This window comes from Polaromonas sp. Polasp52 (assembly GCF_059491565.1).
Genome location: NZ_CP168513.1, coordinates 1,236,324 through 1,257,762, shown reverse-complemented (window position 1 = coordinate 1,257,762; position 21,439 = coordinate 1,236,324). Strand labels below are relative to the sequence as shown.

Here is a 21,439-nt window from a genome sequence, read left to right as displayed (position 1 = left end):
GCGCCCGTGCCCGGCCCCGGATCGGGGACAGGTAACGTTAGTTAGATGGAATCTGGCAAGCAGAATTCAACAGCCCGATTATCCCGCCGTTTGGCATCCCGCGTGGCCGGCTCACCCGCCCGGCCACAATCCGCCCGAGCAGCGCGCGATGCCGGCCAGGTCCAGCCGGCTTTGGACCTGGTCAAAACCGGCCTGGGCCAGCAGGGCGCACGCCGCCTCGGCCTGGTCGTAACCATGCTCCAGCAGCAGCCAGCCGCCCGGCAGCAAATGGCCGGGCACCTGCTGGACGATCTCGCGGATGTCGTCCAGCCCGTCCGCACCGGCGGCCAGCGCAGCCAGGGGTTCGTAGGCCAGGGCCTCCAGGTGATGGTCCGTGCTGGCGATATAGGGCGGATTGCTGACGATCAGGTGAAAGTGTCCGCCAACTTCCTCAAGCCAGTGGCTTTGGATGAAATCCAGCCTCAGCCCCAGGCGCGCGGCATTGCCACGGGCCACCTCCAGCGCATCGGCGCTCGCATCCACGGCCGCGACCTTGCCCTGGCGGCCGTCAGCCTGCAGGCTGTGCGCGATGGCCAGCGCGATCGCGCCGCTGCCCGTGCCCAGGTCCAGCACAGAGGGGGCCGCCGGCACGCCGGGTGCCCGCAGGCGTTCGAGCGCCCACTCCACCAGGGTTTCGGTGTCGGGCCGTGGCACCAGCACACGGGCATCCACCCGCAGCGCCAGGCCGAAAAACTCCTTTTCCCCGACGATGTAGGCCAGGGGCTCTCCGGCGACCCGGCGCAGGCACATGGCGCGGAAATCTTGCGCCGCCTGCTCCGGCAGCACATCGGTGTCGTGCGCCAGCAGCCAGGCCCGCGCGTCGCCGGGCTTGCCCAGGGCGTGCAGCAGCAGCAACTGGGCGTCCAGCCGGTCCAGCCCCAGGGTCTGGGCGGCGGCCAGGGCCTGGGCGCAGTTGGGCGCGTTCATGGCGGGATGGCTCAGAGCCCGCTGTTGGCGGTTTCGAGTTCGGCCAGTTGCTCGGCGCCGCGCGCCACCTGCAGCGCGGTGATCACGTCGCCCAGGTCGCCCTCCATGATGGCCAGCAGCTTGTACAGCGTCAGGTTGATGCGGTGGTCGGTCAGCCGCCCCTGCGGGAAGTTGTAGGTGCGTATGCGGTCGCTGCGGTCGCCCGTGCCGACCAGGCCCTTGCGCAGGGCCGCGTCCTTGGCGGCGCGCTCCGCGCGGTCTTTTTCATGGATTCGGGCGGTCAGCACCTTGAGCGCCTGGGCCTTGTTGCTGTGCTGGCTGCGGCCTTCCTGGCACTCGGCGACGATGCCGGTCGGGATGTGCGTGATGCGCACGGCCGAGTCGGTCTTGTTGATGTGCTGGCCGCCGGCGCCGCTGGCGCGGTAGGTATCTATGCGCAGGTCGGCCGGGTTGATCTGTATGGCCACGGCCTCGTCGGGCTCGGGCATCACCGCCACGGTGCAGGCGCTGGTGTGGATGCGGCCCTGGGTTTCGGTGGCGGGCACGCGCTGCACGCGATGGCCGCCCGATTCAAAGCGCAGCTTGCCGTAGACGCCCACGCCCATGGCGTCGGCGGCGCCCTCGATGCGCAGCACCACCTCCTTGTAGCCGCCCAGCTCGCTCGGTGACTCGCTGATGATCTCGACCTGCCAGCGGTTGCGCTCGGCAAAGCGGGTGTACATGCGGAACAGGTCGCCCGCAAACAGCGCCGACTCGTCGCCGCCCGTGCCCGCGCGGATTTCCACAAAGGCCGGCCGCACGTCGTCCGGGTCCTTGGGAATCAGCATCAGCTGCAGGGCTTCGTCGATCTGCGCGATGTCGGCCTTGGCCGCGGCGATCTCTTCCTCGGCCATGGCGGCCATCTCGGGATCGTCCTTGGCTTCGGCCAGCATGCTTTCGGCGCCGGCCAGGTCGGCCTCGCGGCCGGTCAGTCGCATGTACTGCTCGGCCACCACGCTGGCTTCGGCATGTTCGCGGGTCAGGGCGCGAAAACGGTCCAGGTCGCTGACCACGTCGCTGGCGGACAGCAGCGCGTCCAGCTCGTGCAGCCGCAAAAGCTGGCGGTCCAGGGTTTGGCGAAGAAAGGGTTTCATGAATGTGGGGGCGGGAAAGCCGAAAGAGCCGAAGAGGGGGCCGCAAGGCCGTCAATAAAGCCGCCGGCTGGCGCCGGCGCGAGACATCAGCGCGGGGGCGTGCGCTAACGCTCTTTGTCGTCGGGCTGGATTTTGGGCAGCTGGCCGCGCAAAAACAGCCTGGAGACGGCCTGCGCCGTGGCTTCACGGCTGCTGGCGTCGCCCGCATGCAGTTCGGCCAGCGTGCCGTGCAGCATCTTCTGGGTCAGGCCGCGGGTCAAGGCTTCCAGCACCGTGTCTATGGGCTCGCCCTTGGCCAGCAGCTTTTTGGCGCGCACGATTTCGGCGGCGCGCCATTCGTCGGTCTGCGCATTGAGCTGCTGGATCAGCGGCACGCTGCGGCGCTGGCCCAGCCAGTGCATGAAATTCTGCACGCCGGCGTCGATGATGACCTCGGCCTGCGCCACGGCGGCCTTGCGGCTGTCCTTGCCGGTCTGCACCACGTGCGCCAGGTCGTCCACCGTGTAGAGGTAGATGTCGGGCAGGGCCTTGACTTCGGGCTCGATGTCGCGCGGCACGGCCAGGTCGACCATGAACATGGGGCGGTGCTTGCGCAGCTTGACGGCGCGCTCCACGGCGCCCAGGCCGATGATGGGCAGTGTGCTGGCGGTGCAGCTGATCACCGCGTCGAATTCGTGCAGGCGGCTGGGCAAATCGGCCAGGCGCATGACTTCGGCGCCAAAGCGGCCGGCCAGCTTTTCGCCGCGCTCCAGCGTGCGGTTGGCAATCGCCATGGCCTTGGGGTTTTTGGCGGCAAAGTGGGTGGCTGCCAGGTCGATCATCTCGCCGGCGCCGACAAACAGCACCTTGATGTCGCTGAGGTTTTCAAACAGCTGGCCGGCCAGGCGCACGCTGGCCGCCGCCATGCTGATGCTGTGCGCGCCGATTTCGGTGCTGCTGCGCACTTCCTTGGCCACGGCGAAGGAACGCTGGAACAGCTGGTGCAGCGTGGTGCCCATGGCGCCGGCGTCTTCGGCGGCGCGCACCGCGTCTTTCATCTGGCCCAGGATTTGCGGCTCGCCCAGCACCATGGAATCCAGGCCGCTGGCCACGCGAAAGGCGTGGCGGGCGACCTGGTCGCCCTGCAACGTGTAGGCATGCGAGCGCAGCAGGGCGGGCGAGACGCCGCCGTTGTGCGCCAGCCACTCCAGCGTATGGTCCAGGTCGGTCTTGTCGCCGGCGCAATAGATTTCGGTGCGGTTGCAGGTCGAGAGCAGCGTCGCCTCGGGCTGGCGCGCCAGCGAGGCGCGCAGGCCGCGCAAAGTGGGCTCGATCTGGTCCAGGGCGTAGGCGAATCGCCCGCGCAAATCGAGCGGTGCGGTGTTATGGTTTAGCCCAAGGGCCCAGACTGACATACCTGGATTATAAAATTGAAGCGGCCGGGCCGGCGGGAAGCCCTGACAATCGCCCTGATAGCCCTTTTGAGTGCCTGTTTTGACGTTTCCCCCGGCATCTCCAACCATCGCAAGCGCATGACCTTTTACCTGCTGGCCAATCACCTGCTCAATTTTGTCCTGCCGGCCGCCGCCGTCGCGCTGTTGCTGGTGCTGTCCAGCCGTGTCTTTGGCGGCGTATTCCGGTCAAGCCGGCCCATCGCCGCCACCTGGTGGGCGCAGACGGCGATTGTTTTTGCCGCGAATGTGGCGGTGCTGGTCGCCGGCCTGGTGTTTTTCGGCCGCGACGGGAAGATGATGACCTATGCCGCAATGGTGGGCGGTGCGGCACTTTGCCAGTGGGTGTTGCTGGGCGCCTGGAGATCCTGAAAACTAGTCGGGCTTGAACACGTCCACGGCGTCCGTGATGATGCCGTCGGTATCCAGTGCCAGCAGCCGCTGCACATTCGCCTCGTCGTTCACCGTGTAACTCAGCAGCCTGAAGCCGGCTTTTTTGGCCTGCGCCACGGTGTCGGCCTTCCACAGCTTGTGGTTGCAGACAATGGCCACGCAGCCCAGCCGAGCCGCTGTTTCCAGCCAGTCGGCGGGCAGTTTGTCGAGCAGCAGGCCGCGCGGCAACTGCGGCTGGGCGGCGCGGGCCGCTTCCAGTGACAGCGGCTGGAAAGAAGTCAGCAGCGGCGGAATCGCCGTGCCCTGCCACAGCCGGGCCGCTTCGTTGGCCACCACGGTCCCGGTATGGCTGTCGGTGCCCGGCGTGGGCTTGATCTCGATATTCAGGAAATAGGCCTTGTCCAGGCAAAAGCGGGCGATGCGCTCAAAGCTGGCCAGGCCTTCGGCGGCAAAGGCCGGCGAATGCCAGCTGCCCGCGTCCAGCTTTGCCAGCGCCTCCCAGGCCTGCTCGCCGGCCACGCCCTTGCCGTTGCTGGTGCGCTCCAGCGTCGCGTCGTGCAGCAAAAACGGGATGCCGTCGGCGCTGAGCTTCACATCGCACTCGAACATGCGGTAGCCGTGGCGGGCACCCAGCATGAAGGAGGCCAGGGTGTTTTCAGGCGCCAGCTTGCCGGCACCGCGGTGCGCCACCCATCGGGGGTAAGGCCAATTGGCGGCGGTCACGGGATTCGTCATGGTCTTCTCGGGAACTGCTAAAACTGCGGAAACTGAAAGATTACAGGCGTTTTCCGGTGTCCGCGTCAAACCAGTGCAGGCGGTCGGCGCGCGGCGTGACGTGGATGGTCGCGCCGATTTCAGGCGCCGTCGACAGGCTTTCATCGGTGCGCACGATGAGGGCTTCGCCGCCCATGCGGCAATACACCAGCCGCTCGGCGCCCAGCATTTCAATCGTGTCGACCTGCACGGCCCAGCCGGTGGCGCCTACCGTCAGGTGTTCGGGCCGTATGCCCAGAATGGCGCCCGGCTTGCCGCCGAAATCGGCGTTCGGCGCCTGCTTGAGCAGGTTCATGGGCGGCGAGCCCATGAAACTCGCCACAAAGGTGGTGGCGGGGCGGTTGTAGACCTCTTCAGGCGTGCCGAACTGCTCCATGCGGCCTGCGTTCATCACCATCATGCGTTGCGCCAGCGTCATGGCCTCGACCTGGTCGTGGGTGACAAAGAGCGAGGTGATGCCGAGCTCGCGGTGCAGCTTCTGGATTTCCAGGCGCGTCTGCACGCGCAGCTTGGCGTCCAGGTTGGACAGCGGCTCGTCGAACAGAAACACCTGCGGCTGGCGCACGATGGCCCGGCCCATGGCCACGCGCTGGCGTTGGCCGCCCGAAAGCGCGCGGGGCTTGCGGTCCAGCAGGTGGCCCAGTTCCAGGATCTTGGCGGCCTTGTCGACGCGGGTCTTGATCTCGTCCTTGGGCACCTTGGCGATCTTCAGGCCGTAGGCCATGTTGTCGAAGACGCTCATGTGCGGGTAAAGCGCGTAGTTCTGGAACACCATGGCGATGTCCCGCTCGGAAGGCTCCAGCTGGTTGACGACCTTGCCGCCTATGGAGATTTGCCCGTCGCTGACTTCTTCCAGGCCGGCCACCATGCGCAGCAGGGTGGATTTGCCGCAGCCCGAGGGCCCGACGATCACGATGAATTCGTGGTCGGCGATGTCGGCGTTCACGCCGTGCAGCACCTGCAGCGCGTCCTTGCCGGAGCCGTAGCGCTTGATGACGTTGTTGAATGAAAGGGATGCCATAGTGATGTTCCGTCTTGTCTTGTTGGTTTCTTTTATTTCTCGGTGTCGACCAGGCCCTTGACGAACCATTTCTGCATCAACACCACCACCAGGGCGGGCGGCAGCATCGCCAGGATGGCGGTCGCCATGACCACGTTCCATTCGTTCTGGCCGTCGCCGCCGGCGATCATGCGTTTGATGCCCACGACCACCGGGTACATGTCTTCACTGGTCGTGGCCAGCAGCGGCCAGAGGTACTGGTTCCAGCCGTAGATGAACTGGATGACAAACAGCGCCGCGATCGAGGTCTTGGACAGCGGCAGCAGCACGTCGAAGAAAAAGCGCATGGGGCTGGCGCCGTCCATGCGCGAGGCCTCGGTCAGCTCTTCGGGCACCGTCAGGAAGAACTGGCGGAACAGGAAAGTCGCCGTCGCCGAGGCGATCAGCGGCACGGTCAGGCCCGCGTAGGTGTTGAGCATGTTCAGGTCCGACAGCACCTTGTAGGTGGGCAGGATGCGCACCTCCACCGGCAGCATCAGCGTCACGAAGATGGCCCAGAAGCAGGTCTTCTTGAAAGGGAAGCGGAAGTACACGATGGCAAAGGCCGACAGCAGCGAGATGGCGATCTTGCCGATGGCGATCACCAGCGCCGTGACCAGGCTGACCCACATCATGTGCGCCACCGGCGCGTTGGAGCCGGTGGCGGACTCGCGCCCGAACAGCGCGGCCTTATAGCTGTCGAGCATGTTGGTGCCCGGCAGCAGCGGCATGGGCGCCTGCACGATTTCCTGCGCCGTGTGGGTGGAGGCCACGAAGGCCAGGTAGAGCGGGAAGGCGACGATAAAGACGCCCAGCATCACCACCACATGGGCCAGGATGCCGTGGGTGCCGCGTTTTTCAACCATGATATGGCCCCCACGGTTGCTCACTTCGTGTAGCTCCCTGCCCCCCGAGGGGGCCGCTGCGCCTGCGGCCTGGCAAAGCCAGTTCCGCGGCCCCGGCTGGGCAAGAATTCTTGTGTTTTTTTGAATTCATTTAGTACTGAACTTTCTTCTCGACGTAGCGGAACTGGATGACCGTCAGGGCCACCACGATCACCATCAGCACCACCGACTGCGCGGCCGAGCCGCCCAGGTCCAGGGCCTTGAAACCGTCGTAATACACCTTGTAGACCAGGATGGCCGTGTCCTTGCCGGGGCCGCCCTGGGTGGCGGCGTCGACGATGGCAAAGGTGTCGAAGAAGGCGTAGACCACGTTGATGACCAGCAGGAAGAAGGTGGTGGGCGACAGCAGCGGGAACTGGATGGTCCAGAAACGGCGCCAGGGTCGGGCGCCGTCGATTGCGGCGGCCTCGATCAGCGACTTCGGGATGGACTGCAGGCCCGCCAGGAAGAACAGGAAGTTGTAGGAAATCTGCTTCCAGACCGAAGCCATCACGATCAGCGTCATGGCGTGGCCGGAGTCCAGCAGGTGGTTCCAGTTGATGCCTATCTTGCCCAGCGCATAGGCCACCACGCCCAGTGAGGGCGAAAACATGAACACCCACAGCACGGCAGCCACGGCGGGCGCCACCGCGTAGGGCAGCACCAGCATGGTCTTGTAGAACATGCCGCCGCGCGTGATGCGGTCGGCGAAAACCGCCAGCACCAGCGACAGGCTGATGCCTATGCCGGCCACCATCACCGAGAAAAATGCGGTCGTCTTGAAGGACTCCACATAGCTCGGGTCGTCCAGCAGTTGCCGGAAATTGGCCAGGCCGACGAATTCGATGGAGGTGCCGAAGGCATCCTGCTGCTGCAGCGACTGCAGCAGGGCCTGCGCCGCGGGCCAGAAGAAGAACACCAGGATGACCGCCATTTGCGGCAGCAGCAGCAGCCAGGGCAGCCAGCTAGATCGAAAGACAACGCGTTTTTCCATAAGGCCTTCTAGTGGGCAGAAATTTGGGAGCGCCTAAACATAAAACCCGCCTGGCCTTCCCTTGTCAGGGAGAGAGATCAGGCGGGCCGAGTGTAGCCCGCCGGGCGGGCTTGCGCTGTCTCTTGCGTGATCAGTTCTTGTTGGCCTTTTGGAAGCGCTCAAGCTGCTCGTTGCCGCGCTTGACGATGGAGTCAAGCGCTTCCTTGGCCGTCTTCTTGCCGCTCCAGACCTGTTCGAGTTCTTCGTCCTCGATCGCGCGTATCTGGACATAGTTGCCCAGGCGGATACCGCGGCTCTTGTCGGTGACCTTGCGAATCATCTGTGTGACCGCGACGTCGGTGCCCGGATTCTGTTTGTAGAAGCCGGATTTTTCGGTCAGGTCGTACGAAGCCATCGTCACGGGCAGGTAACCGGTGCGCTTGTGGCTGGCCGACTGCACTTCAGGGGTTGAAATGAAGCTGAAGAACTTGGCGACACCTTTGTATTCGGCTGGCTTTTTGCCCGACATGACCCAGAGGCTGGCGCCGCCGATCACGGTGTTCTGCGGTGCGCCGGGAACATCCTGGTAGTAAGGCAGCGGTGCCAGCCCGTAGGCGAACTTGGCATTTTTGGCCACGTTGCCGTAAAAGCCGGAGGAGGTGTTGATCATGGCGCACTCGCCCGAGATGAAGCTCGCTTCCGGAACGTTGCCGCGGCCTTTGTAAACGAAGAGGCCTTGCTTGGCCATGTTGGCCAGGTTTTCGATGTGGCGCACGTGCAGCGGCGAATCCACCTTCAGGCGCGCATCCATGCCTTGCAGGCCGTTGGCCTTGGTGGCGAATTCGACGTTGTGCCAGGCCGAGAAACTTTCCACCTGCGTCCAGTTCTGCCAGGCGGTCGTGAAGGGGCACTTATGGCCGGATGCCTTCAGTTTGGCGGCGGCGTTGACGACTTCAGGCCAGGTGACGGGTGCCTTGTCGGTCGGCAAGCCGGCAGCCTTGAATGCGTCCTTGTTGAAATAGAAGATGGTGGTGGAGCTGTTGAACGGGAAGCTCAACATCTGGCCGTTCGGCGCGGTGTAGTAGCCGGCGACGGCGGGGATGTAGGCTTTCGGGTCGAATTTTTCTCCCGCGTCCTGCATGATCTTGCCGACCGGGACGATGGCGCCCTTGCTGGCCTGCATGGTGGCGGTGCCGACTTCGAACACCTGCAGGATGTGGGGCGCGTTGCCGGCGCGGAAGGCCGCGATGGCGGCGGTCATGGATTCGTCGTAGCTGCCCTTGAAGGTGGGCACCACCTTGTATTCCTTCTGGCTTTCGTTGAACTGCTTGGCCAGGTCATTGACCCATTCGCCGTTGACCGCCACCATGGAGTGCCACCACTGGATTTCGACTTGCGCCTGGCTGGCCAAAGGCATGCACAGGCCTAGGGCCGCAAAAGCAAAGGCGGAAAGACGGTTTTTCATTAAAACTCCTGGGATTTGGGCGCGAACAGGCGCGCCAAGTTAAACGGGACAGTCTAGAAACTGTTTATGACACGTGGATTTAAGCGATTTGGGAGACGCCCGACAAGCGGGATTTCCATAAGACGACTTAGGACCGGTGCGGGCAGGGCCCCAAATGGTGCGCTGCGGTAATATAGGGCAACAGCGCTGGACACGGGTCTGAAGCCGCTGGCTTTTCACGATGAACGCCCCTACCACACTCCAAGAACTCCATGTCTTTGCCGGCGACGCAAAGGCCGGTGAAGCCCGCATTCGCGAAATTCCCTATAACTACACCTCGTTTTCCGACCGCGAGGTGGTGATACGCCTGCTCGGCGAACGCGCCTGGGACCTGCTGAACCGGCTTCGCGACGAGCGCCGCACCGGCCGTTCCGCGCGCATGCTGTATGAAGTGCTGGGCGATATCTGGGTGGTCCAGCGCAACCCCTATTTGCAGGACGACCTGCTGGACAACCCCAAGCGGCGCAAGCTCTTGGTCGACGCGCTGCAACACCGGCTGGCCGAGGTGGAAAAGCGCCGCACGCCGGATGCCGACCCGCAGCGCGACGCCATCGTGGGCGAGCTGCTGGACGCCGCCCGCGCGGCGGTGACCCGCTTTTACACCTCCTTCAGCGAGACCTACGACCTGCGCCGGCTGGCCGAACGCAAACTGCGCAAGCTGACCCGCCACGACAACATCAAGTTTGACGGCCTCTCGCGGGTCTCGCACGTCACCGACGCGACCGACTGGCGCGTCGAATACCCCTTTGTGGTTCTTACGCCCGACACCGAGGTGGAAATGGCCGGGCTGGTCAAGGCCTGCATCGAGCTGGGCCTGACCATAGTCCCGCGCGGCGGCGGCACCGGCTACACCGGCGGGGCGATCCCGCTGACCTGGAAGTCGGCCGTCATCAACACCGAAAAACTCGAGGCCATGACCGAGGTCGAAATGGTCTCGCTGCCCGGCATCGACAAACCGGTCGCGACCATCTGGACGGAGGCCGGCGTGGTCACCCAGCGCGTGGCCGATGCGGCCGAGCGCGGCGGCTTTGTGTTCGCGGTCGACCCGACCTCCGCCGAAGCCTCCTGCATAGGCGGCAACATCGCGATGAACGCGGGCGGCAAAAAGGCCGTGCTCTGGGGCACCGCCCTGGACAACCTGGCCTCCTGGCGCATGGTCACGCCCGAGGCGACCTGGCTGGAGGTCACGCGCGTGGGCCACAACCTGGGCAAGATCCACGACGCCGACATGGCCAGCTTCGAGCTGCAGTATTTCGAGGCCGACGGCAAGACGCCGCTGCGGCGCGAGCGGCTGGACATTCCCGGCAAGTCCTTTCGCAAGGAAGGCCTGGGCAAGGACGTCACCGACAAGTTCCTCAGCGGCCTGCCGGGCATCCAGAAAGAAGGCTGCGACGGGCTGATCACCAGCGCGCGCTGGATCGTGCACCGCATGCCGGCGCACACGCGCACCGTCTGCATGGAGTTCTTCGGCAACGCCAAGGACGCGGTGCCCAGCATCGTCGAGATCAAGGACTTCATGTTCGCCGAGCAAAAGCGCGGCGGCGCCATCCTGGCCGGCCTGGAGCACCTGGACGACCGCTACCTGCGCGCCGTCGGCTATGCCACCAAGTCCAAGCGCGGCGGCCTGCCCAAGATGGTGCTGATCGGCGACATCGCCGGCGACGACGCCGACGCGGTGGCCCGCGCCACCAGCGAGATCGTGCGCATCGCCAACTCGCGCAGCGGCGAAGGTTTTATCGCCATCAGCGCCGAAGCGCGCAAGAAATTCTGGCTGGACCGCAAGCGCACGGCCGCCATTTCCAAACACACCAACGCCTTCAAGATCAACGAGGACGTCGTCATTCCGCTGCCGCGCATGGCCGAGTACACCGACGGCATCGAGCAGATCAACATCGAACTGAGCCTGCGCAACAAGATCAAGCTGTGCGACGAGCTCGAGGCCTTTTTCCTCCAGGGCAGCCTGCCCCTGGGCAAATCTGACGACGCCAACGACATTCCGTCGGCCGAACTGCTCGAAGACCGCGTCGCCCAGGCGCTGGCGCTGGTGGCCGAGGTGCGCGCGCTCTGGTCCGGCTGGCTGGAGGGCGTGGCCACCTTGTTCCCGCAGCTGCAGGATCATTCGCTGCGCGCCAGCTGGAAAACCCAGATTCGCGCTCCGCTGCAGGCGATTTTTTCGGGCGGCGCGTTCCTGCCCATCCTGGAAGAATGCACGGCCATCCACAAGCGCGTGCTCAAGGGCCGCGTCTGGGCGGCGCTGCATATGCACGCCGGCGACGGCAATGTGCACACCAACCTGCCGGTCAACAGCGACGACTACGAGATGCTGCAGACCGCGCACGAAGCGGTGGCGCGCATCATGGTGCTGGCCCGCTCGCTGGACGGCGTGATTTCCGGCGAACACGGCATAGGCATCACCAAGCTCGAGTTCCTGACCGACGAGGAGCTGCGGCCCTTCACCGAATACAAGCAGAAGGTCGACCCGCAAGGGCGCTTCAACAAGGGCAAGCTGCTGCGCGACCAGGGGCACCTCGGCAACGAAGGGCAAGCGCTCCAGGCCGACCTGACCAACGCCTACACGCCCAGCTTCGGCCTGATGGGGCACGAGTCGCTGATCATGCAGCAGTCCGACATAGGCGCCATCGCCGACAGCGTGAAGGACTGCCTGCGCTGCGGCAAATGCAAGCCGGTGTGCGCCACCCACGTGCCGCGCGCCAACCTGCTCTACAGCCCGCGCAACAAGATCCTGGCGACCTCGCTGCTGGTGGAGGCCTTCCTGTATGAAGAGCAGACCCGGCGCGGCGTGAGCATCAAGCACTGGGAGGAGTTCGAAGACGTGGCCGACCACTGCACGGTCTGCCACAAGTGCCTGACCCCCTGCCCGGTGGACATCGACTTCGGCGAAGTGTCGATGAACATGCGCAACCTGCTGCGCAAGATGGGGCAGAAGTCCTTCCGGCCCGGCAACGCCGCCGCCATGTTCTTCCTGAACGCGACCAACCCGCAGACCATCAAGTTCATGCGCGGCGCCATGGTGGACGTGGGCTTCAAGGCCCAGCGCCTGGCCAACGACCTGCTGCGCCGGCTGGCGCGCAAGCAGACGGCACTGCCGCCGGCCACGGTCGGCAAGGCGCCCGTGAAAGAGCAGGTGATCCATTTCATCAACAAGAAGATGCCGGGCGGCCTGCCCAAGAAGACCGCGCGCGCGCTGCTGGACATCGAGGACAAGGACTACGTTCCCATCATCCGCAACCCGAAAAGCACGACCTCCGAAACCGAAGCTGTGTTCTATTTCCCGGGTTGCGGCTCCGAGCGGCTGTTCAGCCAGGTCGGCCTGGCGACGCAGGCCATGCTCTGGCACGCGGGCGTGCAGACCGTGCTGCCACCGGGTTATCTGTGCTGCGGCTACCCGCAGCGCGGCAGCGGCCAGTTCGACAAGGCCGAAAAAATCATCACCGACAACCGGGTGCTGTTCCATCGCGTGGCCAACACGCTGAACTACCTGGACATCAAGACCGTGGTGGTCAGCTGCGGCACCTGCTACGACCAGCTGCAGGGCTATGAGTTCGAGAAAATCTTCCCGGGCTGCCGCATCATCGACATCCACGAGTACCTGCTCGAAAAAGGCATCACCCTGCGCACCGGCCAGCCTGGTGCGGGCTACCTTTACCACGACCCCTGCCACAGCCCCATGAAGCTGCAGGAGCCCATGAAAACCGTCAAGGCGCTGATGGGCGACAACGTGCTCAAGAACGAGCGCTGCTGCGGTGAGTCGGGCACGCTGGGCGTCACCCGCCCCGACATCTCCACGCAGATCCGCTTTCGCAAGGAAGAGGAACTGCGCAAGGGCGAAGCCGCCCTGCGGGCGTCCGGCGCGGTGGCTGAAACCGCCAATGTGAAGATACTCACCAGCTGCCCGAGCTGCCTGCAAGGGCTCTCGCGCTACGGCGATGACCTGCAGAACGGCCTGCTCGAGGCGGACTACATCGTCGTCGAAATGGCCAACCAGATCCTGGGCAAGGAGTGGCTGCCGGCCTATGTGGAGGCGGCCAACCACGGCGGCATCGAACGCGTGCTGGTTTAGTCCGGGTGTCAACAGAGATATTGCCAAAACCATGACGACCGGCCAGTCCGGCCCGTCCCTTTCAGAAAGCAGTTCCCCATGGCAGGCCTTCAACCCGGCTCCCCGACGCCCACGGCGCTGACGGTTCACAGCCAGTCGCGCGTGCTTGAAATCGCGTTTTCCGACGGCGCCGAGTTCCGGATTCCGTTTGAACTCATGCGCATCTACTCGCCGTCGGCCGAGGTGCAGGGCCACGGCCCGGGCCAGGAAATCCTGCAGACCGGCAAGCGCGAGGTGACGGTGGTCGAGCTCGAGCCCATAGGCAACTACGCGGTCAAGCCGGTGTTTTCGGATGGCCACGAGAGCGGGATTTTTTCCTGGGACTACCTCTACCACCTGGGCGCCGAGCAAAATCGCCTCTGGGACGACTACCAGCAGCGCCTGCAAGCCGCCGGTGTGGACCGCGATGCGCCCATGCCGCAGGCCGGCGGGCACGGCTGCGCCAGCCACTGATGGCGCGAGCCGCGCGAGGCCCTTCGCCGCGCCGCGCCGGGCGGTCAAAGCCCGCATCGCGGCACTGTTGTTTTTCCAGCATAAAAGCCTGCAATAAGCCCGCAATGTCCCGCGTCAGCCCAGGGTTGTCGCGGCCATTGCCCGCTTTGCCCTCTAGCATTGACCTATGAGCAGTACCCATTTTGGTTTCGAATCCGTCGACGAGCAGGACAAGGCGCGCCGCGTGCGCGGCGTTTTTGATTCCGTGGCGCCCAAATACGACGTGATGAACGACCTGATGTCCATGGGCCTGCATCGCGCCTGGAAGGCCTACACCGTGCTGGTGGCCAACGTCAAGGAGGGCTACCAGGTGCTGGACATCGCCGGCGGCACGGGCGACCTGGCGCTGGCCTTTGCCCCCAAGGTGGGCAGCACCGGGCGCGTGGTGCACACTGACATCAACGAGGCCATGCTGCGCGAGGGCCGCAACCGGCTGCTGGACGCCGGCGTGAACCTGCCGACGCTGGTTTGCGACGCCGAGCACCTGCCTTTCCCCGATGCGAGTTTCGACGTGGTGACCGTGGCCTTCGGCCTGCGCAACATGACGCACAAGGAAGACGCGCTGCGCGAGATGAACCGCGTGCTCAAGCCCGGCGGCAAGTTGCTGGTGCTCGAATTCTCCAAAGTGGCCAGGCCGCTGGAAAAAATCTACGACTGGTATTCCTTCAAGGTCCTGCCCCGGCTGGGCAAGCTGGTGGCCAATGACGACTCAAGCTACCAGTACCTCGCCGAGTCCATTCGCATGCACCCGGGCCAGGAAGAACTTAAAGCCCTGATGCGTAAAGGTGGTTTCGGCCATGTGGACTATCACAACATGACGGGCGGCGTAGTGGCATTGCATGTTGGAATCAAGTGCTGAAGTGTTGAAGTGTGATTAAGGAGACGATATGAAGATCTGGTCCGCAATTCTTTCCACCGTGCTGGTCACGGCCATGGCCCTGGCAGGCACGTCGGCCGAGGCCAAGCGCCTGGGCGGCGGCAAGTCGTTCGGCAAGCAGTCGTCCAACGTCACGCAACGCGAGGCGGCGCCTGCGGGCGCCGGCTCCGCCACGAATTCCGCCGCCAAGCCGGCAACGCCCGCCGCGGCGCCCACGCAGGCGCCCAAGCGCCCCTGGGGCGCGATGCTGGGCGGCCTGGCCGCCGGCCTGGGCCTGGCCTGGCTGGCTTCGTCGCTGGGCCTGGGTGGTGCCTTCGGCCAGATCATGCTGTTTGCCCTGCTGGCGCTGGTGGTCATGCTGGTGATCGGCTTTGTCATGCGCAGGCTCAAGGGCGGGGCGGCCAGTGCGCCCGGCGCGGCCTCCGGCCAGGCGCCTTTCGCCTTCCAGGGGGCGGGCAATGCCACCACCCCCAAGAACTACAGCCCCGAAAACGTCGGCAACGATGCCTCCGCGCGCCCCTGGGAGCGCAGCAGCATGGCTTTCGACGCCAACAAATACGACGCGGCCGCGCCCGCCGCGGGCGGCTCCATGATCGGCTCGGCCCTGCTGGGCTCGCAGTCCTGGGGTGTCCCGGCCGGTTTTGACGCCGAAGGCTTCCTCAAGGCCAGCAAGGCCAACTTCGTGACGCTGCAGGATGCCTGGGACCGCTCCGACATCCAGAGCCTGCGCGCCATGATGACCGACGACATGCTCGAGCAGATCAAGACCCAGCTCGCCGACCGCGAATCGCACACCGGCGGCCAGGTCAACAAGACCGAGGTCGTGATGCTGGACGCCCAGCTGCTGGGCATCGAGGAGCTCAGCGACGTCTACATGGCCAGCGTGGAGTTCTCCGGCATGATCCGCGAAGACGCCTCCGCCGGCGCCAGCCCCTTCCGCGAAGTCTGGAACATGACCAAACCCCGCAATGGCGGCAGCGGCTGGCTGGTGGCCGGGGTCCAAGCACTTCAGTAAACACCCCCCGTCCGGGCTCACTTCGTGTAGCCCGTTCCCCCCTCAAGGGGGCGGCGCCTGCTGGTAGATAAATGGGTTGCTTACCTTGTTGGGTGTTTTATCCTGCAAAATCGGGGACGTATGAATACCACCACGTCCCCTTTTTCATTTCTGGAATCCATTGCCACCCGCTTTCAGCCTCCCGCCTGGGTGGTGGATGAGGGGCAGCAGCGGCTGGTGCTGTTCCTGAACCATGTCCTGATGCAGGAAAAGCAGGCCCAGGACCGGCTGCTGCGGCAAAAGGGGCGCGTGGTGCACCTGCGCTGGGGGCTTTTTTCGATCGACCTGATGGTCACGCCCGCGGGCCTGGTGGACCGGGCGGCGCCCGGCGCCAGGCCGGACCTCACACTGGCTGTCGCCACCGAATCCCCCCTTACCGTCGTGCAATCAGTCCTGGCCGGCAAGCCGCCGCCGGTCAAGATCGAAGGCGACGTGCAACTGGCCGCCGAGCTGGGCTGGCTGGCCGAAAACCTGCGCTGGGATGCCGAGGAAGACCTGTCGCGCCTGATCGGCGACGCACCCGCCCACGCGATGGCCGACGCCGGGCGCCGGCTGTTTGAAGGACTCAAGCAGTTCCTCGCCAGGACACCGCTGGCTCCGGCGCCCGCTTCATCCGGGGTTGCCACGCAGGCGGCGCCCGCAAGCCCCGCGGCGGGTGAGGGCGCCCCGACCGCGAAGGCTTCTGCATGACCCGGCTTTTCCGGGGCGTCTTCATCGTCTGGACCGTGCTGCGGTTCGGGCTGGATGAGCTGGTGCTCTCCAGTTTCCAACGCCCGGGCGTGCGCCTGCTGACGCGCATCGTTTCCGTCGGGCGCAACCTGAAGGCGCCGCGCGGCGAGCGCCTGCGCGAAGCCCTCGAAAGCCTGGGCCCCATCTTCGTCAAGTTCGGCCAGGTGATGTCCACCCGCCGCGACCTGCTTCCGCCCGACATCGCCGACGAGCTGGCCCGCCTGCAGGACAGGGTGCCGCCGTTTGACTCCGCCGTGGCCGTCGCCATCATCGAAAAAGCCTTCGGCCGGCCGCTGGACCGTATTTTTGCGAGCTTCGAGCACACGCCGGTCGCCAGCGCCTCCATCGCCCAGGTGCACTTCGCCACCCTGCCGAATGGGCGCGAGGTGGCCGTCAAGGTGCTCAGGCCCAATATGCTGCCCGCCATCGAAAAAGACCTGGCGCTGATGCACATGATGGCCGGCTGGGTGGAGGGCGCCTCGGCCGACGGCAAGCGCCTCAAACCCCGTGAGGTGGTCGCCGAGTTCGACAAATACCTGCATGACGAGCTGGACCTGCTGCGCGAGGCTGCCAACGCGGCCCAGCTGCGCCGCAACATGCAGGACCTCGACCTGGTCATGATCCCCGAGATGGTCTGGGACTTCTGCATGCCCGACGTGATGGTGATGGAGCGCATGAAGGGCGTTCCCATCAGCCAGGTGCAGCGCCTGCTGGATGCCGGCGTGGACATGAAAAAACTGGCACGGGACGGCGTCACCATCTTCTTCACCCAGGTCTTTCGCGACGGTTTTTTCCATGCCGACATGCACCCGGGCAATATCCAGGTGAGCCTGGCGCCGGAAACTTTCGGCCGTTACATCTCGCTGGACTTCGGCATCGTGGGCACGCTGACCGAGGTCGACAAGGAATACCTGGCGCAGAACTTCAGCGCCTTCTTCCAGCGCGACTACAAGCGGGTGGCCGAGCTGCACCTCGAATCCGGCTGGGTGCCCCCCGAAACCCGGGTCGACGAGCTGGAGGCCGCCATACGCGCCTGCTGCGAACCCTATTTCGACCGGCCGCTGCGGGAAATCTCGCTGGGGCTGGTGCTGATGCGGCTGTTCCAGACATCGAGGCGCTTTCACGTGGAAATCCAGCCCCAGTTGGTGCTGCTGCAAAAAACCCTGCTCAATATCGAAGGCCTGGGGCGGGAACTGGACCCCGACCTGGACCTCTGGAGCACCGCCAAGCCCTTCCTCGAGAAGTGGATGCTGGAGCAGGTGGGCCCGGAGAAACTGCTGGCGCAGCTCAAGGCCGAGGCGCCAGCCTATGCCAAGCTGCTGCCGGGCCTGCCGCGCCTCTTGTCGCAGTACCTCAAATCCTCGCCCGGCCTGCAGCGGCGGGAGATTGAGGAGTTGCTGCTCGAACAAAAACGCACCAACAAGCTGTTGCAGAACGTGATTTACGGTGGCCTGGGCTTTGTTTTGGCGTTGGTCGCCATGCAACTGGTGCAGGTGCTGCGGTTCCGCTGGTTCTGAGCTTGACGGGCCCCCAACGGCCTATAATTGAGGGCTTTGCACCCGGGTTACCTTTCCCGGGCAAATTCCCCGGTATTCCCGGGAATACCCCCTCAAAGCCTTAAGCACTATGCCAATCTACGCCTATAAATGCGAGTCCTGCGGGCATGCCAAGGACGTTCTGCAAAAAATCTCCGATGCGCCGCTCACCGTGTGCCCGAACTGCGGCGCGCCCGCGTTCAAAAAGCAGGTCACGGCCGCGGGTTTCCAGCTCAAGGGCTCGGGCTGGTATGTGACGGATTTTCGCGGCGGCAACAGCACGGGCGTGGCCGCCCCCAAGACTGAGGGCGGCGAAGCCGGCACGGCCAACGGCAAGGGCGCGGACAGCAAGCCGGCCGATGCCGCGGCCGCCACGCCGGCAAGCACCGCAGCCGCGCCGGCTCCCGCGGCAGCCGCACCCGCCAAGGCTTCGGCCGGCGATGCTTCTTCCAAGACTTCCTCGTGATGGCTTCCATTCGCCGATGGCTTCTGGCCGGACTGCTGGTGCTGGTGCCCCTGGCGATCACGCTGTGGGTGCTCGACTGGATCGTCGGCACGCTGGACCAGACGCTGTTGATCCTGCCGGGCGCCTGGCACCCCGACAAGCTGCTGGGTTTTCACATCCCCGGCTTCGGCGTGCTGCTCATGCTGCTGATCGTGCTGCTGATGGGCGCCTTCGCCAGCAATTTTTTCGGCAAGAAGCTGGTGCGCTGGGGCAACTCTTTCCTGAGCCGCATCCCCATCGTCCGTTCCATCTACTCGAGCGTGAAGCAGGTCTCCGACACGGTGTTCTCGGAAAACGGCAACGCCTTTCGCAAGGCCCTGCTGGTGCAGTGGCCGCGTGAGGGCGTCTGGACCATAGGTTTTCTCACCGGCACGCCCGGCGGCGACGTGGTCAACCACCTGCAGGGCGACTACCTGAGCGTTTACGTTCCGACCACGCCCAACCCCACCGGCGGCTACTTCGTGATGCTGAAAAAAAGTGACTGCATCGAGCTCAAGATGAGCGTCGATGAAGCCCTGACCTACGTGATTTCCATGGGTGTCGTGGTGCCCTCAAAACCTGCGCCGCTGCCCGCGACCCTACCCCTGACCCCTCCCCTTTAAACGGCGACAACTGCCCCAAAAGCGCTGAAAGTTCGAGTATTTTTATGGCCATCGTTTCCCAAATGCGTTCCCACTATTGCGGTCTGGTGACCGAGAGCCTCATGGGCCAGACCGTGAGCCTGTGCGGCTGGGTCAACCGCCGGCGCGACCACGGCGGCGTCATCTTCATCGACCTGCGCGACCGCGAAGGTTATGTGCAGGTGGTTTGCGACCCGGACCGGGCCGACATGTTCAAGACCGCCGAAGGCGTGCGCAACGAGTTCTGTGTTCAAGTCAAGGGCGTGGTGCGGGCCCGCCCCGACGGCACCACCAACGACAACCTCAAGAGCGGAAAGATCGAGGTGCTGTGCCACGAGCTGATCGTGCTGAACCCCAGCGTGACGCCGCCCTTCCAGCTCGACGACGACAACCTGTCGGAGACGACGCGCCTCACGCACCGCGTGCTGGACCTGCGCCGCCCCTACATGCAGAACAACCTGATGCTGCGCTACCGCGTGGCCATGGAAACGCGCAAGTTCCTCGACGCCAACGGCTTCATCGACATTGAAACGCCGATGCTGACCAAGAGCACGCCCGAAGGCGCGCGCGACTACCTAGTGCCAAGCCGCGTCAACGAAGGCATGTTCTTCGCGCTGCCGCAAAGCCCGCAGCTGTTCAAGCAGCTGCTCATGGTGTCCGGCTTCGACCGCTACTACCAGATCACCAAGTGCTTTCGCGACGAAGACCTGCGCGCCGACCGCCAGCCCGAATTTACGCAGATCGATATTGAAACCTCGTTCATGGGCGAGCAGGACATCCGCGACCTGTTCCAGGGCATGATCAGCAGCATCTTCAAGACCGTGCTGAACACCGACCTGGGCGAGTTCCCCGTCATGGCCTATGCCGACGCCATGCACCGCTTCGGCTCCGACAAGCCCGACCTGCGCGTGAACCTCGAGTTCACCGAGCTGACCGACGTCATGGCCGACGTGGACTTCAAGGTCTTCAGCGCGCCGGCCACGACGGCGGGCGGCCGCGTAGTGGCCCTGCGCGTGCCCGGCGGCTCCGAGATGAGCCGCGGCGAGATCGACGGCTACACCGAGTTCGTCAAGATCTACGGCGCCAAGGGCCTAGCCTGGATCAAGGTCAACGACGCCGCCAAGGGCCGCGAGGGCCTGCAAAGCCCCATCGTCAAGAACATCCACGATGCCGCCATTGCCGAAATCCTCAAGCGCACGGGCGCGCAGAACGGCGACATCATTTTCTTCGGCGCCGACAAGGCCAAGATCGTCAACGACAGCATTGGCGCGCTGCGCCTGAAGATCGGCCACAGCGACTTCGGCAAAAAGACCGGCCTGTTCACCAAGGGCTGGAAGCCGCTGTGGGTGGTGGACTTTCCGATGTTCGAATTCGACGAGGACGGCCAGCGCTGGAGCGCCGTGCACCATCCCTTCACCGCGCCCAAGGACGGCCATGAGGACTGGATGGACACCGACCCGGGCCGCTGCATCGCCAAGGCCTACGACATGGTGCTCAACGGCTGGGAACTGGGCGGCGGCTCGGTGCGTATCCACCGCGCCGAGGTGCAGAGCAAGGTGTTCAGCGCGCTGAAGATCGGTCCTGAAGAAGCCCAGCAGAAGTTCGGCTTCCTGCTGGACGCGCTGCAGTACGGCGCGCCGCCGCACGGCGGCCTGGCCTTTGGCCTGGACCGCATCGTCACCATGATGACCGGTGCCGAGTCGATCCGCGACGTGATCGCCTTCCCGAAAACCCAGCGCGCGCAGGACTTGCTCACGCATGCGCCCAGCCCGGTGGACGAAAAGCAGTTGCGCGAGCTGCACATCCGCCTGCGCAACCCGGTCTAAACGGCGCGCCGCACGGCCAGCGCGAAAGGGGATGCCTTGAAGCCGTTCAAGATCCCCGAGTCGGTGCTGGTCGTCATCCACACGCCGCAGCGCGAGGTGCTGCTGATAGAGCGCGCCGGCAATCCCGGCTTCTGGCAAAGCGTGACGGGGTCCAAGGACAGGGTGGACGAGCCCTTGCTGGAGACCGCCATGCGCGAGGTGCTTGAGGAGACGGGCATTGCGGCCCTGCCGGCGCAGTTTCGCGACTGGGGCCTTGCCAACGTCTACGAGATCTACCCGGTCTGGCGCCATCGTTATGCGCCCGGCGTGACCCGCAATACCGAGCACGTTTTCAGCCTGTGCCTGCCCGAGGCCTGCGATGTCAGGCTCAACCCGAAAGAGCACACCGCCTGGCAATGGCTGCCGCTCCACGCGGCGGCCGACCTGTGCTTTTCGCCCTCGAATGCCGAGGCGGTGCTGTTGCTGCCGCAATTCATGGCCTGAGCCGTGAGGGCCGCGCGCAGGCGCAACACTTTGTGAGTTGGCGTTTCACGGGATTGGCAAACACCGGCCGCTCGGTTTAAATGGGACGGACCCCACGCCCAT

At 64.8% G+C, this 21,439-nt stretch carries 19 protein-coding genes; 11 read left to right on the top strand and 8 right to left on the bottom strand.

The annotated features are described in order from the left end of the window. Positions 1 to 111 precede the first annotated feature (111 nt). The 3 genes from prmC to hemA form a co-directional block, all read right to left on the bottom strand. Entirely contained in the window at positions 112 to 966 is an 855-nt protein-coding gene (prmC, locus tag ACEN9P_RS05905; protein WP_495621387.1) for a peptide chain release factor N(5)-glutamine methyltransferase, read from the bottom strand. 11 nt (positions 967 to 977) lie between these two features. Then, positions 978 to 2,099 (bottom strand): peptide chain release factor 1, encoded by a 1,122-nt coding sequence (prfA, locus tag ACEN9P_RS05900; protein WP_074577950.1) that lies wholly within the window; start codon positions 2,097 to 2,099, stop codon positions 978 to 980. A 104-nt stretch (positions 2,100 to 2,203) separates the two neighbouring features. Continuing rightward, entirely contained in the window at positions 2,204 to 3,493 is a 1,290-nt protein-coding gene (gene hemA / locus ACEN9P_RS05895; RefSeq protein WP_495621386.1) for a glutamyl-tRNA reductase, read from the bottom strand. Between the two features lie 66 nt (positions 3,494 to 3,559). Here hemA and ACEN9P_RS05890 point away from each other — a divergent pair, with 66 nt between their 5' ends. Further along, positions 3,560 to 3,901 (top strand): hypothetical protein, encoded by a 342-nt coding sequence (locus ACEN9P_RS05890; RefSeq protein ID WP_495621385.1) that lies wholly within the window; start codon positions 3,560 to 3,562, stop codon positions 3,899 to 3,901. A 3-nt stretch (positions 3,902 to 3,904) separates the two neighbouring features. Here the strand turns inward: ACEN9P_RS05890 and ugpQ are convergent, their stop codons facing one another. The 5 genes from ugpQ to ugpB all read right to left on the bottom strand — a co-directional run bounded on the left by ugpQ (position 3,905) and on the right by ugpB (position 9,057). Further along, positions 3,905 to 4,657, bottom strand: a complete 753-nt coding sequence (gene ugpQ, locus ACEN9P_RS05885) for a glycerophosphodiester phosphodiesterase (protein WP_495621384.1) — start codon at positions 4,655 to 4,657, stop codon at positions 3,905 to 3,907. Positions 4,658 to 4,697: 40 nt separating this feature from the next. After that, the gene (locus tag ACEN9P_RS05880; protein ID WP_477661100.1) at positions 4,698 to 5,717 is read right to left on the bottom strand and encodes a sn-glycerol-3-phosphate import ATP-binding protein UgpC; all 1,020 of its coding nucleotides are present in this window, start codon (positions 5,715 to 5,717) and stop codon (positions 4,698 to 4,700) included. Positions 5,718 to 5,749: 32 nt separating this feature from the next. Then, positions 5,750 to 6,601 (bottom strand): sn-glycerol-3-phosphate ABC transporter permease UgpE, encoded by an 852-nt coding sequence (ugpE, locus tag ACEN9P_RS05875; RefSeq protein WP_413327516.1) that lies wholly within the window; start codon positions 6,599 to 6,601, stop codon positions 5,750 to 5,752. Positions 6,602 to 6,731: 130 nt separating this feature from the next. Further along, the gene (ugpA, locus tag ACEN9P_RS05870; RefSeq protein WP_495621383.1) at positions 6,732 to 7,613 is read right to left on the bottom strand and encodes a sn-glycerol-3-phosphate ABC transporter permease UgpA; all 882 of its coding nucleotides are present in this window, start codon (positions 7,611 to 7,613) and stop codon (positions 6,732 to 6,734) included. Positions 7,614 to 7,743: 130 nt separating this feature from the next. Further along, entirely contained in the window at positions 7,744 to 9,057 is a 1,314-nt protein-coding gene (ugpB, locus tag ACEN9P_RS05865; protein ID WP_495621382.1) for a sn-glycerol-3-phosphate ABC transporter substrate-binding protein UgpB, read from the bottom strand. A 220-nt stretch (positions 9,058 to 9,277) separates the two neighbouring features. On the opposite strand from ugpB, the gene ACEN9P_RS05860 reads away from it, so the two are divergent. The 10 genes from ACEN9P_RS05860 (at position 9,278) to nudB (ending at position 21,337) form a co-directional block, all read left to right on the top strand. Beyond that, positions 9,278 to 13,177: a DUF3683 domain-containing protein gene (locus ACEN9P_RS05860; RefSeq protein WP_495621381.1), complete on the top strand. Its 3,900-nt coding sequence runs from the start codon at positions 9,278 to 9,280 to the stop codon at positions 13,175 to 13,177. Positions 13,178 to 13,255: 78 nt separating this feature from the next. After that, positions 13,256 to 13,669, top strand: a complete 414-nt coding sequence (locus ACEN9P_RS05855) for a gamma-butyrobetaine hydroxylase family protein (protein ID WP_495621380.1) — start codon at positions 13,256 to 13,258, stop codon at positions 13,667 to 13,669. A 166-nt stretch (positions 13,670 to 13,835) separates the two neighbouring features. Further along, positions 13,836 to 14,567, top strand: coding sequence for a bifunctional demethylmenaquinone methyltransferase/2-methoxy-6-polyprenyl-1,4-benzoquinol methylase UbiE (ubiE, locus tag ACEN9P_RS05850; protein ID WP_007867977.1), 732 nt, complete (start codon positions 13,836 to 13,838; stop codon positions 14,565 to 14,567). A 28-nt stretch (positions 14,568 to 14,595) separates the two neighbouring features. Next, positions 14,596 to 15,600, top strand: coding sequence for a Tim44 domain-containing protein (locus ACEN9P_RS05845; RefSeq protein WP_495621379.1), 1,005 nt, complete (start codon positions 14,596 to 14,598; stop codon positions 15,598 to 15,600). 120 nt (positions 15,601 to 15,720) lie between these two features. Next, the gene (locus ACEN9P_RS05840; protein WP_495621378.1) at positions 15,721 to 16,329 is read left to right on the top strand and encodes a hypothetical protein; all 609 of its coding nucleotides are present in this window, start codon (positions 15,721 to 15,723) and stop codon (positions 16,327 to 16,329) included. Continuing rightward, the gene (ubiB, locus tag ACEN9P_RS05835; protein ID WP_495621377.1) at positions 16,326 to 17,885 is read left to right on the top strand and encodes a ubiquinone biosynthesis regulatory protein kinase UbiB; all 1,560 of its coding nucleotides are present in this window, start codon (positions 16,326 to 16,328) and stop codon (positions 17,883 to 17,885) included. The genes ACEN9P_RS05840 and ubiB overlap by 4 nt, the downstream gene beginning before the upstream one ends. 109 nt (positions 17,886 to 17,994) lie before the next feature. Continuing rightward, positions 17,995 to 18,369, top strand: a complete 375-nt coding sequence (locus ACEN9P_RS05830) for an FmdB family zinc ribbon protein (protein WP_495621376.1) — start codon at positions 17,995 to 17,997, stop codon at positions 18,367 to 18,369. Further along, positions 18,369 to 19,010: a DUF502 domain-containing protein gene (locus ACEN9P_RS05825; RefSeq protein WP_495621375.1), complete on the top strand. Its 642-nt coding sequence runs from the start codon at positions 18,369 to 18,371 to the stop codon at positions 19,008 to 19,010. The genes ACEN9P_RS05830 and ACEN9P_RS05825 overlap by 1 nt, the downstream gene beginning before the upstream one ends. Positions 19,011 to 19,054: 44 nt before the next feature. Further along, positions 19,055 to 20,854: an aspartate--tRNA ligase gene (gene aspS, locus ACEN9P_RS05820; protein ID WP_495621374.1), complete on the top strand. Its 1,800-nt coding sequence runs from the start codon at positions 19,055 to 19,057 to the stop codon at positions 20,852 to 20,854. 36 nt (positions 20,855 to 20,890) lie between these two features. Next, positions 20,891 to 21,337 (top strand): dihydroneopterin triphosphate diphosphatase, encoded by a 447-nt coding sequence (gene nudB, locus ACEN9P_RS05815; RefSeq protein ID WP_477661111.1) that lies wholly within the window; start codon positions 20,891 to 20,893, stop codon positions 21,335 to 21,337. Positions 21,338 to 21,439 lie beyond the last annotated feature (102 nt).